Origin of the sequence: Micromonospora globosa (assembly GCF_000717585.1) — a bacterium.
GTDB classification, from domain to species: Bacteria; Actinomycetota; Actinomycetes; order Mycobacteriales; family Micromonosporaceae; genus Micromonospora; species Micromonospora aurantiaca.
On sequence record NZ_JNZR01000005.1, the window covers coordinates 229,400 to 243,258 of the forward strand.

General features: G+C 74.3%; 11 protein-coding genes and 1 pseudogene. 4 read left to right on the forward strand and 8 right to left on the reverse strand.

Annotated elements, in window-relative coordinates:
* Positions 1 to 3 precede the first annotated feature (3 nt).
* The 4 genes from IF06_RS0108375 to IF06_RS0108390 form a co-directional block, all read right to left on the reverse strand.
* Positions 4 to 795: a putative protein N(5)-glutamine methyltransferase gene (locus tag IF06_RS0108375; RefSeq protein WP_030270017.1), complete on the reverse strand. Its 792-nt coding sequence runs from the start codon at positions 793 to 795 to the stop codon at positions 4 to 6.
* 172 nt (positions 796 to 967) lie between these two features.
* On the reverse strand, positions 968 to 2,086 hold the full coding sequence (locus IF06_RS0108380) for a cystathionine gamma-lyase (protein WP_030270018.1): 1,119 nt from the start codon (positions 2,084 to 2,086) through the stop codon (positions 968 to 970).
* Positions 2,087 to 2,097: 11 nt separating this feature from the next.
* Positions 2,098 to 3,105 (reverse strand): NAD(P)H-dependent glycerol-3-phosphate dehydrogenase, encoded by a 1,008-nt coding sequence (locus IF06_RS0108385; RefSeq protein WP_013284538.1) that lies wholly within the window; start codon positions 3,103 to 3,105, stop codon positions 2,098 to 2,100.
* Positions 3,102 to 3,827, reverse strand: coding sequence for a lysophospholipid acyltransferase family protein (locus IF06_RS0108390; RefSeq protein WP_013284537.1), 726 nt, complete (start codon positions 3,825 to 3,827; stop codon positions 3,102 to 3,104). The genes IF06_RS0108385 and IF06_RS0108390 overlap by 4 nt, the downstream gene beginning before the upstream one ends.
* Before the next feature lie 95 nt (positions 3,828 to 3,922).
* Between IF06_RS0108390 and cofC the strand changes: the two are divergent.
* From cofC to IF06_RS0108405, 3 genes and pseudogenes are all read left to right on the forward strand, one after another.
* Positions 3,923 to 4,546: pseudogene (gene cofC / locus IF06_RS34250) on the forward strand (2-phospho-L-lactate guanylyltransferase); the annotation flags it as partial.
* A 276-nt stretch (positions 4,547 to 4,822) separates the two neighbouring features.
* On the forward strand, positions 4,823 to 7,129 hold the full coding sequence (locus IF06_RS0108400; RefSeq protein WP_030270023.1) for an RNA degradosome polyphosphate kinase: 2,307 nt from the start codon (positions 4,823 to 4,825) through the stop codon (positions 7,127 to 7,129).
* A 2-nt stretch (positions 7,130 to 7,131) separates the two neighbouring features.
* Positions 7,132 to 8,049, forward strand: coding sequence for an NUDIX hydrolase (locus IF06_RS0108405; protein WP_052166137.1), 918 nt, complete (start codon positions 7,132 to 7,134; stop codon positions 8,047 to 8,049).
* A gap of 42 nt (positions 8,050 to 8,091) precedes the next feature.
* On the opposite strand, the gene IF06_RS0108410 is transcribed toward IF06_RS0108405, so the two are convergent.
* The 4 genes from IF06_RS0108410 to leuC form a co-directional block, all read right to left on the reverse strand.
* The gene (locus tag IF06_RS0108410; RefSeq protein WP_030270027.1) at positions 8,092 to 10,044 is read right to left on the reverse strand and encodes an endonuclease/exonuclease/phosphatase family protein; all 1,953 of its coding nucleotides are present in this window, start codon (positions 10,042 to 10,044) and stop codon (positions 8,092 to 8,094) included.
* A 133-nt stretch (positions 10,045 to 10,177) separates the two neighbouring features.
* Complete coding sequence (locus IF06_RS0108415; RefSeq protein ID WP_030270029.1) at positions 10,178 to 10,783, reverse strand: HU family DNA-binding protein; 606 nt, start codon at positions 10,781 to 10,783, stop codon at positions 10,178 to 10,180.
* Positions 10,784 to 10,942: 159 nt separating this feature from the next.
* Positions 10,943 to 11,530, reverse strand: a complete 588-nt coding sequence (leuD, locus tag IF06_RS0108420) for a 3-isopropylmalate dehydratase small subunit (protein WP_013284531.1) — start codon at positions 11,528 to 11,530, stop codon at positions 10,943 to 10,945.
* A 13-nt stretch (positions 11,531 to 11,543) separates the two neighbouring features.
* Entirely contained in the window at positions 11,544 to 12,986 is a 1,443-nt protein-coding gene (gene leuC / locus IF06_RS0108425) for a 3-isopropylmalate dehydratase large subunit (protein ID WP_013284530.1), read from the reverse strand.
* A 49-nt stretch (positions 12,987 to 13,035) separates the two neighbouring features.
* Here leuC and IF06_RS0108430 point away from each other — a divergent pair, with 49 nt between their 5' ends.
* On the forward strand, positions 13,036 to 13,722 hold the full coding sequence (locus IF06_RS0108430; RefSeq protein ID WP_013284529.1) for an IclR family transcriptional regulator: 687 nt from the start codon (positions 13,036 to 13,038) through the stop codon (positions 13,720 to 13,722).
* Positions 13,723 to 13,859 lie beyond the last annotated feature (137 nt).

Sequence of the window (13,859 nt, forward strand, 5' to 3'; positions counted from 1 at the left end):
CGGTCAGCCGGGGCAGCGGGCGGTGACCGCTGTGGCCTCCCGCTCCTCGTCGCGGACCACCGTCGGCTCCAGCCCGACGGCGGTGAACGCGGCGCACAGCTCCGGGGCCTGCGCGACGCTCGACTCGACCACGACGTGCCCGCCCGGGGCGAGCCACTCGGCCGCGCCGGAGGCGACCCGGCGCAGCACGGCCAGACCGTCAGTGCCGCCGTCCAGTGCGACCGGCGCCTCGTACAGGCGCGCCTCGGCCGGCAGCGAGGCCACCGCGGCGGTCGGCACGTACGGCGCGTTGGCCACCACCAGGTCCAGCGTTCCGCGGCGGCCGGCCGGCAGCGCGTCGAACAGGTCGCCCTGGTAGACCGGAACGCCGAGCGGTTCGAGGTTGCGCCGCGCGCAGGCCACCGCCACCGGGTCGATGTCGGCGGCGGCCAGCCAGCGGGGCGTCAGCCGTTCGTGCAGCACCACGGCGGCGGCGCCGGAGCCGCAGCACAGGTCGAGCACCACCGGCGCCGGCCCGGCCAGCGCCGCCGCCGCGTCGACCAGCAGGGCGGTACGACCGCGCGGCACGAAGACGCCCGGGTGGACGGCGATCCGCCTCCCGCAGAACTCGGCCCAGCCGAGCAGGTGTTCCAGCGGCAGGCCGGCGACGCGACGGTCGACGAGCCGGGTCAGCGACTGCGCGGAGTCGGCGGCGGCGATCAGCAGTTCCGCCTCGTCCTCGGCGAAGACGCAACCGGCGGCGCGCAGCCGCCGGACGAGGGCCTGACGGTCGGGGGTGAACACGGTGGATGCCATGGCAAGCCTTTCGGGAAGCGCTCGTCGGCGCCCCCGGCGTCGCCTCAGCCCCGAAGCGACGCGGACTCGGAGGGAGCGCCGGTCCTCTGCTGGTGGATCGGACTCACCTCCTCGGGTCGGGGCCGCACGGGCCGTGGCTGCCCGTCACCTTAGCCCAGTGGCCGTCACGCCGTCAGCCCGCCGCGTCGAGCGCCGCCGTCACGTCGGCGAGCAGGTCGTCGGTGTCCTCGATGCCGCAGGAGAACCGCACGAAGCCCGGCGTCGTGTCGTCGCCCCACTGAGCGCGCCGGTCGGCCGTGGTGTGCAGCCCGCCGAACGAGGTGGCGGCGGCCACCAGCCGGGAGGCGCCGAGGAACCGGGCCACCCGGCGCTCGTCGCCCAGGTCGAACGAGAGCACGCCCGGTACGCGCCGCATCTGGACCGACGCGACCGGGTACGCCGGGTCGTCCGGCCGGCCGGGCCAGCGCACACCGGTGACGTCCGGGCGTGCCGCGAGCAGGTCGGCCAGCGCCCGCGCGTTCGCGGTCTGCCGGGCCAGCCGCAGGTCGAGCGTGGCCAGCGAGCGGTGAGCGAGCCAGCAGTCGAACGCGCCCGGCACCCCGCCGGTGGCGTTGCGCCAGGCGGTCGCCGCGTCGCGCAGCCCGGCGTCCCGGGTGGCCAGGTAGCCCAGCAGCAGGTCCGAGTGGCCGGTCAGCGCCTTGGTGCCCGAGGCGACCACCACGTCCGCGCCGAGGTCCAGCGGGCGCTGTCCGAGCGGCGTGGCGGTGGTGTTGTCCACCGCCACCAGCGCACCGGCGGCGCGTGCGGCGGCGGCCACCGCCGCGACGTCGGCGACGTCCAGGCCGGGGTTCGCCGGGGTCTCCAGCAGCACCAGCCGTACGCCGTCGAACGACGGGTACGGCCCGGCCGTCGGCACGAGCACCACACGTACGCCGAGCTGTTCCAGCGTGTCCGAGGCGAACGAGCGCACCGAGAAGTAGCCGTCGGCGGGCAGCAGCACCGTGTCGCCGGGGCGCAGCACTGTCAGCAGCAGCCCGGTGATGGCGGCCTGGCCGCTGGCGAAGACCCGGCAGTCGCCGCCCTCCAGCTCGCCGATCGCCGTCTCCAGCAGCCGCCGGGTGGGGTTGTCGGGCCGCCCGTACCCGTCCACCGCCGCCGACGGGCCGCGCTCGGGGTCCAGGTGGTACGGCGCGGCGAAGACCGGGCCGGGCAGGAACGGCTGGCCGGGTGCCGCGTCCGGCAGGCCGGCGTGCACGGTGCGCGTGCCGTCGCCCCAGTCCTCGTTCGTCATCCCGGCTCCGCTCACTCGTACGACTCGGGCTTGGCGGTGCGGCTCATCAGCGCGTCCACCGCCAGGCGCGGATCCATCCCCTCGTGGCAGATCCGCTCGATCTGCTCGGTGATCGGCATCTCGACGCCGTGCGCCCGGGCCAGGTCGCGGATGGCCAGGCAGCTCTTGACGCCCTCGGCGGTCTGCCGGGTGGCCGCCTGGGCCTGCTCCAGCGTCTCCCCCCGGCCCAGGTGCTCGCCGAAGGTGCGGTTGCGGGCCATCGGCGACGAGCAGGAGGCGACCAGGTCACCCATGCCGGCCAGCCCGGCGAACGTGATCGGGTCGGCGCCGAGCGCCACGCCCAGCCGGGCGGTCTCGGCCAGGCCGCGGGTCATCAGCATGGCCCGGGTGTTGTCGCCGAAGCCCATCGCGGTGGCGATGCCGTACGCCAGCGCGATCACGTTCTTCACCGCGCCGCCCAGCTCGCAGCCGATCACGTCGTCGTTCGTGTACGGGCGGAAGTACGGCGTCCGGATGGACGCCTGCACCAGCGCGGTCCGGCGGCTGTCGGTGCCGGCGACCACAGTGGCGGCCGGCTGCTCGGCGGCGATCTCCGGGGCCAGGTTGGGCCCGGAGACGACCACCACCCGGTCGGCGGGCACCCCGGCGGTCTCGGTGATCACCTGGCTCATCCGCTTGGTGGTGCCCAGCTCGATGCCCTTCATCAGCGACACGAGCGTGGCGTCCGGCGCCAGGTACGGCGTCCAGTCGGCGAGGTTGCCGCGCAGCGTCTGCGAGGGCACCGAGAGCACCACCACCTCGGCCCCCTCGATCGCCTCGGCGGCGTCGCCGGTGGCGGTCACCCGCTCGGGCAGGCGGATCCCCGGCAGGTACTCCGGGTTGTGCCGCCCGGTCCGGATCGCCTCGGCCACGGCGGCCCGGCGGGCCAGGACCGTCACGTCCCGCCCGGCGTCGGCGAGGATCTTGGCGAACGCGGTCCCCCAGGAACCGGCGCCCAGCACGGCGACGTGCCCGCTCATTCGGTGACCTCCCGGGTGCCGGTGCGGGCGGGCCGCTGCCAGAGCGGCGGTGGTGTGCCGCCGCGGATCTCCGCGACCAGATCCCGGATGCGCAGCATGATGGTGTCCGTCATCTCCTCCAGGATCGGCCGGGTCGGCGTGGCGCCGGCCCAGCGGCTCAGGTCCACCGGCGGCCCGGCGATCACCGTCACCGGGGTACGCGGGCGCAGCCCGAACCGGGCCGTACGCGGGTCGAACATCCGTTCCGGGCCGACCATGGCGATCGGGACCACCGGGGCGCCGGTGGCCAGCGCCAGACGGGCCGCGCCGGTCTTGCCCTTCATCGGCCACAGGTCCGGCTCCCGGGTGGTGGTGCCCTCCGGGTAGATCACCACGGCGCCGCCCTCGGCCAGCGCGGCGACGAGCTTGTCGAGCGACTTGACCGCCTCGACGGTGCCCCGCTCGACCGGGATCTGCTGGCAGCGGTGCAGGATCCAGCCGACAACCGGCACCCGGAACACGCTGGCCTTGCCGAGGAAGCGCGGCCAGCGCCCGGCGTCGTAGATGTAGTGCGCGACCACGAGCGGGTCGGCGTGCGAGATGTGGTTCGGCACGAGGATCACGCCGCCGTCGCGGCGCAGGTGCTCCATGCCCCGCCAGGTGCGCCGGGTCCAGACCGTCATCAGCGGCTTCACCAGCACCACGGCGAGTCGTCGCCAGAACCCCAGCCTCCGCCGTGCCACAGTGCCTCCTCGATCCGCCCACGCGCCCCGGCACAGAATCATGCCTGTTCGCCCCCGCTGCGGCCAGTGCGGGTACCGGCGCTCCCGCTGGCAGGATGGTCGGCGTGTCTGAGGCCCGCTGGACCGTGGTGATGCCGGTGAAGCGCCTGGGGGCGGCGAAGAGCCGTCTGCGGGGCGCGCTGCCCGGCGTACCCCATGAGGAGCTGGCACTGGCCCTGGCGGCCGACACGCTGCGCGCGGTGCGGGCGTGCCCGGCGGTGGCCGGGGTGCTCGTGGTCACCGACGACCCGCGGGTGGCCGCGGCAGCCGGCGCGGCGGGCGCCCGCGTCGCCGCCGACCCCGGCGGCGGCCTGAACGCGGCGTTCCGGCACGGCGCGGCGGTCGCCGGGTCGCGCTCCGCCGTGGCCGGCCTGACCGCCGACCTGCCCGCGCTGCGACCGGCCGACCTGGCCGCCGCGCTGCGGGCCACCCAGGGGGTACGCGGGTTCGTGGCTGATGCCCCGGGCGGAGGCACAGTGCTGCTCGCCGCGCCGGCCGGTGCGCCGCTAGCGCCGCAGTTCGGGCCCGGCTCGGCCGCGGCCCACGCGGCGAGCGGGGCGCTGCCGCTCGCCGGGGAGTGGCCCAGCCTGCGCCGGGACGTGGACACCCCGGCGGACCTGGCCGACGCCGCCGGGCTGGGCGTGGGGCCGCGCACCGCCGCGCTGCTGGCCCGGGTCGCCGGAGCGGTCCGGTACGGTGCTGGCATGCAGGGGACGGTGGCCACCTACGACGCGTCGACCCGCAGCGGCGTGCTGCTGCTCGACGACGGCACCGAGCTGGCGTTCCCGGCCCGCGCGTTCGACGCCTCCGGGTTACGGCTGCTCCGATTGGGGCAGCGTGTCCGGATCGAGCGGGACGCCGACGGCGAGGTGGTCCGGGTGACCTTGCCGACGATGGCGTGAACAACCTGGCCCGAGTTCATTTTCCGTTCACCCTTATCGGGGAATCATGAGGTGGTGAGCACCCCTCGCGAGCACCCCGACGGCCCGCCGCCGATCCTCGACCCCGGCACGCCCCGCAACGGCCGCCCCACCCGCGGCCCAGACGGGCGGTTCCGCCAGACCCGGCCCCCGGAGGAGCGCCTCGGCGCCGACCCGGACGCGGCCGGCGCGACCGGCCTGGACGAGCCGCTCGACCCGGTGGAGGGCCCCGGCCCGGCCGGCGAGACCGCCGCGGACGCCGGTCCGCCGACCGCGCCGCCGCTGCCGGAGGACCGCTTCCTCAACCGGGAGCTGTCGTGGCTCGACTTCAACGCCCGGGTGCTGGCGCTCGCCGAGGATCCGCGCACCCCGCTGCTGGAACGGGCGAAGTTCCTGGCCATCTTCGCCAGCAACCTGGACGAGTTCTACATGGTCCGGGTCGCCGGGTTGAAGCGGCGGCTCTCCGCCGGCCTGCCGGTACGCGGCGGCGACCGGCTGCCGCTGCGCACCCAGCTCGACCTGATCACCGAGAAGGCCGCCGGCCTGGTCGCCCGGCACGCCACCTGCCTGGTCGACGACGTGCTGCCGAAGCTCGCCGCCGAGGACATCCGCATCCTGCGCTGGAGCGACCTGGACGACGCCGAGCGGGAGCGGCTGCGCACCTGGTTCCGGGAGCACATCTTCCCGGTGCTCACCCCGCTGGCGGTCGACCCGGCGCACCCGTTCCCGTACATCTCGGGCCGGTCGCTGAACCTGGCCGTGTCGGTGCGCGACCCGGACGGCGGCTCGGAGCTGTTCGCCCGGGTCAAGGTGCCGAACAACGTGCCCCGGTTCGTCCGGGTGCACCGCGACCAGCAGGGCGTGCGGTTCCTGCCGGTCGAGGACCTCATCTCGGTGCACCTCGGCCAGCTGTTCTCCGGCATGCAGGTGGTCGAGTGCCACCTGTTCCGGGTGACCCGCAACGCCGAGGTGGAGGTGGACGAGGACCGCGACGAGGACCTGCTCCAGGCGCTGGAACGGGAGCTGGCCCGGCGCCGGTTCGGCCCGCCGGTACGCCTGGAGGTCGCCGCGTCCATCTCCGACCACATGCTGGAGCTGCTGGTCCGCGAGCTGGACATGGACGGCCACGACGTGCTGCGGGTCCGCGGCCTGCTCGACCTGTCCGCGCTGTGGCAGGTGTACGGCGAGGCCGACCGGCCCGACCTGAAGGACCCGTCGTTCGTGCCGGCCACCCATCCGCGGCTGGCCGAGGGCGAGGTGCCGCGCAGCGTCTTCGCCACGCTGCGCGACGGCGACGTGCTGGTGCACCACCCGTACCACTCGTTCGCGACGAGCGTGCAGCGCTTCGTCGAGCAGGCCGCGGCCGACCCGAACGTGCTCGCCATCAAGCAGACGCTCTACCGCACCAGCGGCGACTCCCCGATCGTGGACGCGCTGGTCGACGCGGCCGCCGCCGGCAAGCAGGTGGTGGTGCTGGTCGAGCTGAAGGCGCGCTTCGACGAGGTGGCGAACATCGGCTGGGCGCGCACGCTGGAACGGGCCGGCTGCCATGTGGTCTACGGCCTGGTGGGGCTCAAGACGCACTGCAAGACCGCGCTGGTGGTACGCCAGGAGGGCAACCAGATCCGGCGCTACTGCCACATCGGCACCGGCAACTACCACCCGAAGACCGCCCGGCTCTACGAGGACTTCGGCATGCTCACCGCCGACCCGGAGATCGGCGCGGACCTGACCGACCTGTTCAACGTGCTCACCGGCTACAGCCGGCAGACCGCGTTCCGGCGGCTGCTGGTGGCGCCGCAGGGCATCCGCAGCGGCCTGATCGAACGCATCGACCGGGAGATCGAGCACGTCCGGCTGGGCATGCCGGGGCTCGTGCAGTTCAAGGTGAACTCCCTGGTGGACGAGGAGATCACCGACGCGCTCTACCGGGCGTCGCGGGCCGGCGTGCACGTGGACCTGCTGATCCGGGGCATGTGCACGCTGCGGCCGGGCGTGCCGGGGCTGTCGGAGAACATCCGGGTCCGCTCGATCCTCGGCCGGTTCCTGGAACACTCCCGGATCTTCCGGTTCGGCAACAACGGCGACGCCGAGTTCTGGATGGGCTCGGCCGACCTGATGCACCGCAACCTGGACCGCCGGGTCGAGGCGCTGGTGCAGGTGAGCGATCCGGTGGCCCGGGCCGAACTGGACCACGTCCTCACCGCCGCGTTCGATCCCGACGTGGACGCGTTCGAGCTGGCCGCGGACGGCACCTGGCACCGGCGTACCGGGGACGGCGACGTGCGGCTGACCCACCTCCAGGATCTGTTGCTGCGCCGGGTCGGCGGCCGGGCGGACTGACCGTGGCGCGTGCCGGGCGGGCATACGGTGAGCGGGTGAGCGACGACGAACCGGTACGGATCCGGGCCGCGGGCGGCGTGGTGTGGCGCCCGGGTCCGGCCGGCGTCGAGGTCTGCCTCGTGCACCGCCCCCGGTACGGCGACTGGTCGCTGCCGAAGGGCAAGCTGGACCGCGGCGAGCACCCGCTCGTGGCGGCCGTCCGCGAGGTGGCCGAGGAGTCCGACGTACGCGCCGTGCCGCAGGTACGCCTGCCCACCGTCCGCTACCGCAGCGAGGGTCTCGCCAAGGCGGTCGACTACTGGTCCATGCGGGCGGCCGGCACCGGCGGTTTCCAGCCCGGCACCGAGGTCGACGACGTGGTCTGGTTCCCGGTCGACGACGCGGTACGCCGGGTCAGCTACCCGCACGACGCCGAGGTGATCGCCGCGTTCGCGGCGCTGCCGCCGGTCACCGCCACGGTGCTGCTGGTCCGGCACGCGCACGCCGGCAAGCGCGGCACCTGGACCGGCCCGGACCACGGCCGCCCGCTCGACGAACAGGGGTGGGCGCAGGCACGGGCGCTGGTCCCGCTCGTCGCGCTGGTCCGCCCGGCCCGCCTGTTCTCCGCCTCGGCCCGGCGCTGCGTGCAGACGCTGGACCCGGCGGCGACCCGGCTGGACCTGCCGATCGAGGTCTGCGGCGACTTCGACGAACCGGCGCCGGGCCAGCAGGTCGAGGAGTGCGCGCTCGCTGCCGCGGCCCGGCTGACCGCGCTGGCGCAGGCCGCCGGGACGGTGGTCGTGTGCAGCCAGGGCAAGGTGATCCCGGGCGCGCTGGAACGGCTCACCGGCCGCGTGGACGAGGACTTCACCACCGCCAAGGGCGGCGGCTGGCTGCTGCCGTTCGCCGGTGACCGGCTGGTCCTTCCCGACCGGTTGTGAGGCGGGCCGCGGCCGCGCGGCGGGTACCGGTTGTCCGGCGGCTCAGGGCAGCGTGACGGTGAGCGTCACCGGGAGGTGGTCGCTGGCCTCGGTGCGCGGCGCGCGTACCTCGGTGGCGGTCAGGCCCGGCGACACGAAGACGTGGTCGATCTGGGTGCGCGGATCGTCGGCCGGGCTGGTCCGCAGCGGCCGGGCCGCGGCCAGCGCGTCCACCAGCCCGGAGCGGGTGAACTCGGCGAACGCCGGGTCGTCCGGCTCGGTGTTCAGGTCACCACCGAGCACCAGTGGACGGCCGTTCGCGTACCGGCCGGCGAACGCGGCCACCTCGCCCGCCTGCTCGACCGGATCCCGGCCGGGCGGCGGTTGCAGGTGCGTGGCCACCACCGCCAGTTCCCGGCCGCCGAGGTCGAGCGTGACGCCGAGGGCCTGCGCCCCGGTCGGCGCGCCGTGTGCGGTCAGCCGCCGGGTCTGCCCGGAGCGCATCGGGAAGCGGCTGAGCACCGCGTCGCCCCAGACCGGGTCGGCGGCGGGCGCGAAAACGTACGGCATCCCCAGCCGCGCGGCCACCAACGCCAGCGTGTCGTGGCCGCCGTTGAGCCACCAGCCCCGGTCGACCTCGCTGAGCAGCACCACGTCCGCGCCGCGCAGCTCCCGGGCCACCGCGTCCACGTCCAGCCGGCCGTCCAGGCCGAATCCCATCCGGATGTTGTACGCGGCCACGCGTACCGCCGCCGGTGTCGTGGTGGCCCGGGCCTGCGCGGGCGGCACGTGCAGCACGGCGGCGAGCCCGGCCAGCGCGGTGAGCCCGGCCAGGGCCGCGACCCGGACCGTTGCGGGCAGCGCCGGGCCGGCTGATGCCGCACCGGACGGCGTCGGCCCGGGGCGGAGAGGTGCCGTAGCCGCCACCAGAGCCACCAGGACGGCCGTGGCGACCGGAGCCCAGCCGTTGGGGTACCCCAGGTCGTAGGCGGCGTAGTAGGCCACCGTGGCCACCGCGAACACCAGCATCCCGAGCACCGCCGCCCACCCCCGCCGCGCCCCCGCCCGCCCGTCGTCGGTCGTGTCGGTGAGGGCCAGGCAGCCGCCGAGACCGGCGGCGGTGAGCAGGTACGCCGGGACGAGCAGCCCGGTCACGAACAGCACCGACCCGGTGAGCAGCGCCAGCGGCCACAGCACCCGCGCCACGCGCGCCGGTGCCCGGAACAACGCCGCCGCGAGGAACAGCAGCACCGCGAGCGCACCCGGAAGGGCACCGTTGCCGGCGCGGGCGAGGCCGGGGAAATCAGGCGATCCGGTGCCGGCGGCGGCGCTCCAGAGCGCCGGGGCGAGCGCCACCTGCCCGGCCAGCAGCAGCGCCGGCCCGCACAGCAACCAGGCTCTACGGCCCGAGGTCGGCACGCGCCGCCCGGCGTCGCCGTCCGCCACATCCGCCGCCGGGACGGCCGTCCGCGCCGCGTCGCCGCGTACCGGAGCGGCTGTCCGCTCCCGCCGTACCGCCACCGAGGCGGCCAGGAACGCCAGCACCAGCAGGGCGCTCAGGCTCCAGGCGAGCACACCGCCGCGCCACACCAGATCCTCGGTGCCGAGCAGGGCGTGCCCGACCGCGTTCCCGGCCAGGCCGAGCGCCAGCCCGGCGACCGGCCGGGGCACGGAAGCGGCGACGGCGGCGAGCCAGACCAGGCCGGCGAGCAGCCCGGCGCAGGCCAGCCAGAGCTGGGCCGGGCCGCCGGGTTGCGCGGTGAGCGCCAGCCGGGCAACCGCCAGCACACCCGCGGCGACGAGTCCGACCGGGCCGGCACCGATGCGGCGTACGAGCGTGGGCGCGGCGAGGGCGAGCAGGAACCAGCCGAGCGCGAACGCGCCGAGCAGTTCGGCTGGTGTCTCGGCGGCCTGGCCGAACAGGGTGATGATCGACGGCAGCCAGACCCGCAGCACGTCCAGCAGAATCGCGATACCCAGCGCGAGCGCCAGGGTGGAGAGGTGACGGTGCCGCACGGCGCCTCTTCTCGTGACCGACGGGGGTTTTCGGCACGGCGATTCTGCGGGGCGCGGCGGTGGGCGGTCAACGCGTACCCATGCGAAAGGGCGCCCACCGCGAACGGTGGGCGCCCTTTCGTGGGCCGTCCGGTCAGCGCCGGGTGGCGGCCTTCTTGGCCGGCGCCTTCTTCGCGGGCGCCTTCTTCGCCGCCGTGGTCTTCTTGGCCGTGGCGGACTTCGCCGCGGTCGTCTTCTTGGCGGTGGTGGTCTTCTTCGCCGCGGTGGACTTCGCCGCGGTCGTCTTCTTCGCCGCCGTGGTCTTGGTCGCGGCGGCCTTCTTCGCCGGCGCGGCCTTCTTGGTCGCGGTGGTCTTGGTGGCCTTCGCCGCCGTGGTCTTCTTCGCGGCGGCGGTGGTCTTCGCCGCGGTGGTCTTCTTCGCGGCGCCGGTGGTCTTCTTCGCGGCGGCGGTGTCCTTCGGCACCTTGCCGCTGGCCACCATCTCCTTGAAGCCCGCGCCCGCCCGGAACGTCGGGACGGAGGTCTTCTTGACCTTCACCGCCTCGCCGGTACGCGGATTGCGCGCTGTTCGGGCTCCCCGGACGCGCTTCTCGAACGCTCCGAAACCGGTGATCGCCACCTTCTCGCCCTTGGTGACCGCCGCCTGGACCTCAGCGAGAACCGCGTCGAGCGCGGCCGTCGCCGTCTTCCGGTCCCCCAGGCGAACGGCGAGCGCCTCGATGAGCTCGGCCTTGTTCACGACTTCCTCCCGATTGTGCAACTGACTCGACGCGAGCCATTCTGCGCGCACGGTATGCCCTGTGCTGCCTGGACACAAACATTCGGTGGAAAAAAGCCCTTGTGTCGCAACGGATTCGCCCCCACCGGACGCACCGGTGGGGGCGAATAGCGCTGGAAGTCAGGCGATCGAGGGCAGGAACGCCGGCCGGGCGGCCTCGTACGCGCTGATCTCGGCCTCGTGCCGGAGGGTGAGTCCAATGTCGTCCAAGCCCTCCATCAGCCGCCAACGGCTGTGGTCGTCCAGCGGGAACGCCCAGGTGGCGTCACCGGCGTGGACCTGACGGGCGGCGAGGTCGACAGTGATCGGCGTGGTCGGCTCGGATTCCACGAGATCCCACAGTTCTTCCACGGCTTTCAATTCCAGCTCGACCGGAAGGAGACCTTCCTTGAGCGCGTTGCCGCGGAAGATGTCGCCGAAGCGAGGCGAGATGACGGCCCGGAAGCCCCAGTCCCGCAGCGCCCAGACGGCGTGCTCCCGGGAGGATCCGGTGCCGAACTCGGGGCCGGCGATCAGAATCGACGCACCCGAATGGGCGGGATCGTTGAGGACGAATGACGGGTCCTCCCGCCACGCGTTGAACAGACCGTCGGCGAATCCGGTCCGGGTCACCCGCTTGAGGTACACGGCGGGGATGATCTGGTCGGTGTCCACGTTGGATCGGCGCAGCGGCACGGCCGTGCCGGTGTGGGTGGTGAACTTGTCCATGTCGGCTGCCCTTCTACAGGTCGGCGGGGGCGGCCAGCCGGCCGACCACGGCGGTGGCGGCGGCGACCGGCGGGGACACCAGGTGGGTACGCCCGCCCCGGCCCTGGCGGCCCTCGAAGTTGCGGTTGGAGGTCGAGGCGGAGCGCTCGCCCGGCTTCAGCGTGTCCGGGTTCATGCCCAGGCACATGGAGCAGCCGGCGAAGCGCCACTCGGCGCCGGCGTCGGTGAAGACCTTGTCCAGCCCTTCGATCTCGGCCGCCTCGCGGACCGCGGCGGAGCCGGGGACCACGAGCATGCGTACGCCGTCGGCGACCCGATGCCCGCGCAGCACCTCGGCGGCGGCCCGCAGGTCCTCCAGGCGGCCGTTGGTGCAGGAGCCGACGAACACCACGTCCACGGCGAGGTCGCGCATCGGGGTGCCCGGGGTGAGGTCCATGTACTCCAGCGCGCGGCGGGCGGCGACCCGCTCCGGCTCGGTGACGAAGTCCTCCGGGTCCGGCACGGTCGCGCCCAGCGGCACGCCCTGCCCGGGGTTGGTGCCCCAGGTGACGAACGGCGTGATCCGGCTCGCGTCGAGCGTGACCTCGGTGTCGAAGGTCGCGCCCTCGTCGGTGGGCAGCGTCCGCCAGTACTCCAGCGCCGCGTCCCAGTCGTCGCCCTGGGGCGCGTTCGGCCGCCCCTTCAGGTACGCGAACGTGGTCTCGTCCGGCGCGATCATGCCGGCCTTGGCGCCCCACTCGATGGACATGTTCGCGATCGTCATCCGGCCCTCCATCGAGAGGTCGCGGATCGCCTCGCCCCGGTACTCGACGATGTGACCGCGCCCGCCGCCGGTGCCGACCTGCGCGATGAGCGCGAGCACCAGGTCCTTGGCGGTGACGCCGGGCGCCAGCTCGCCGACGACGTTCACGGCCATGGTCTTCGGGCGGGCCTGCGGCAGCGTCTGCGTGGCCAGCACGTGTTCGACCTCACTGGTGCCGATGCCGAACGCCAGCGCCCCGAACGCGCCGTGGGTGGCGGTGTGCGAGTCGCCGCACACGATCGTCATGCCGGGCTGGGTGAGGCCGAGCTGCGGGCCGATGACGTGCACGATGCCCTGGTTCTCGTCGCCCAGCGGGTGCAGGCGGACACCGAACTCGGCGCAGTTGCGGCGCAGCGTCTCGATCTGGGTGCGGGAGGTGGGGTCCGCGATCGTGAGCAGGTCGCCGCGCCGGGAACGGAAGGCCGGGTCGTCGTACCCGGTCGGGGTGTTGTGGTCCTCGGTCGCGATCGTCAGGTCGGTACGGCGGACCCCGCGCCCGGCCAGACGCAGCCCGTCGAACGCCTGCGGGCTGGTCACCTCGTGCAACAGGTGCAGGTCGATGAAGAGCAGGTCCGGCTCGCCGGCGGCGGAGCGGACCACGTGTGCGTCCCAGACCTTCTCGGCCAGGGTCCTCGGTTGAGTGACTCCCACCATCTGGACATCCTAAATTCTGGGAGGTAAATTTCGGCTTGTGGGACACAGTATGAGCGGTGTCGGCGTTCTCGACAAGGCGGTGGTCATCCTGGCCGCCTGTGTCGACGGCGCCAGCCTGGCCGAACTCGTTGAACGCACCAAGCTGCCCCGGGCCACCGCGCACCGGCTGGCACAGGCGCTGGAGATCCACCGGATGCTCGTCCGGGACACCCAGGGGCGCTGGCGCCCGGGTCCACGCCTGGGCGAGCTGGCCAACGCGGCCCCGGACGTGCTCCTGACCGCCGCCGAGCCGCTGCTCGCCGCGCTACGGGACGCCACCGGCGAAAGCGCCCAGCTCTACCTGCGCCGCGCCGACGAGCGGATCTGTGTGGCCGCCGCCGAGCGCGCCAGCGGCCTGCGGGACACCGTCCCGGTCGGCTCGGTGCTGCCGATGACCGCCGGCTCGGCGGCGCAGATCCTGCTCGCCTGGGAGCCACCGGAGGCGGTCATGCCGCTGCTCCCCCGCTCCAAGTTCACCGGCCGCACGCTGGCCGAGGTGCGGCGGCGCGGCTGGGCGCAGAGCGTCGCCGAGCGGGAGGCGGGTGTGGCGAGCGTCTCGGCGCCGATCCGGGACCGCACCGGGCGGGTGATCGCCGCGATCAGCATCTCCGGCCCGATCGAGCGCCTCGGCCGCCGCCCCGGCGAACGCCACGCCATGGCCGTCGTCCGAGCCGGCCAGCGCCTCTCCGGCCTCTGACCCCCACCCTCTCGCCCCCAGCCCTCCTCGCGTTGATCATGAAGTTGGCGGCATTTTCGATCTCCCTGACTGCCGCTAACTTCATGATCAACGCGGCAGGGCCGGGGGGTGGGGGGCCGGGAGAGGGGGGCGGGAGG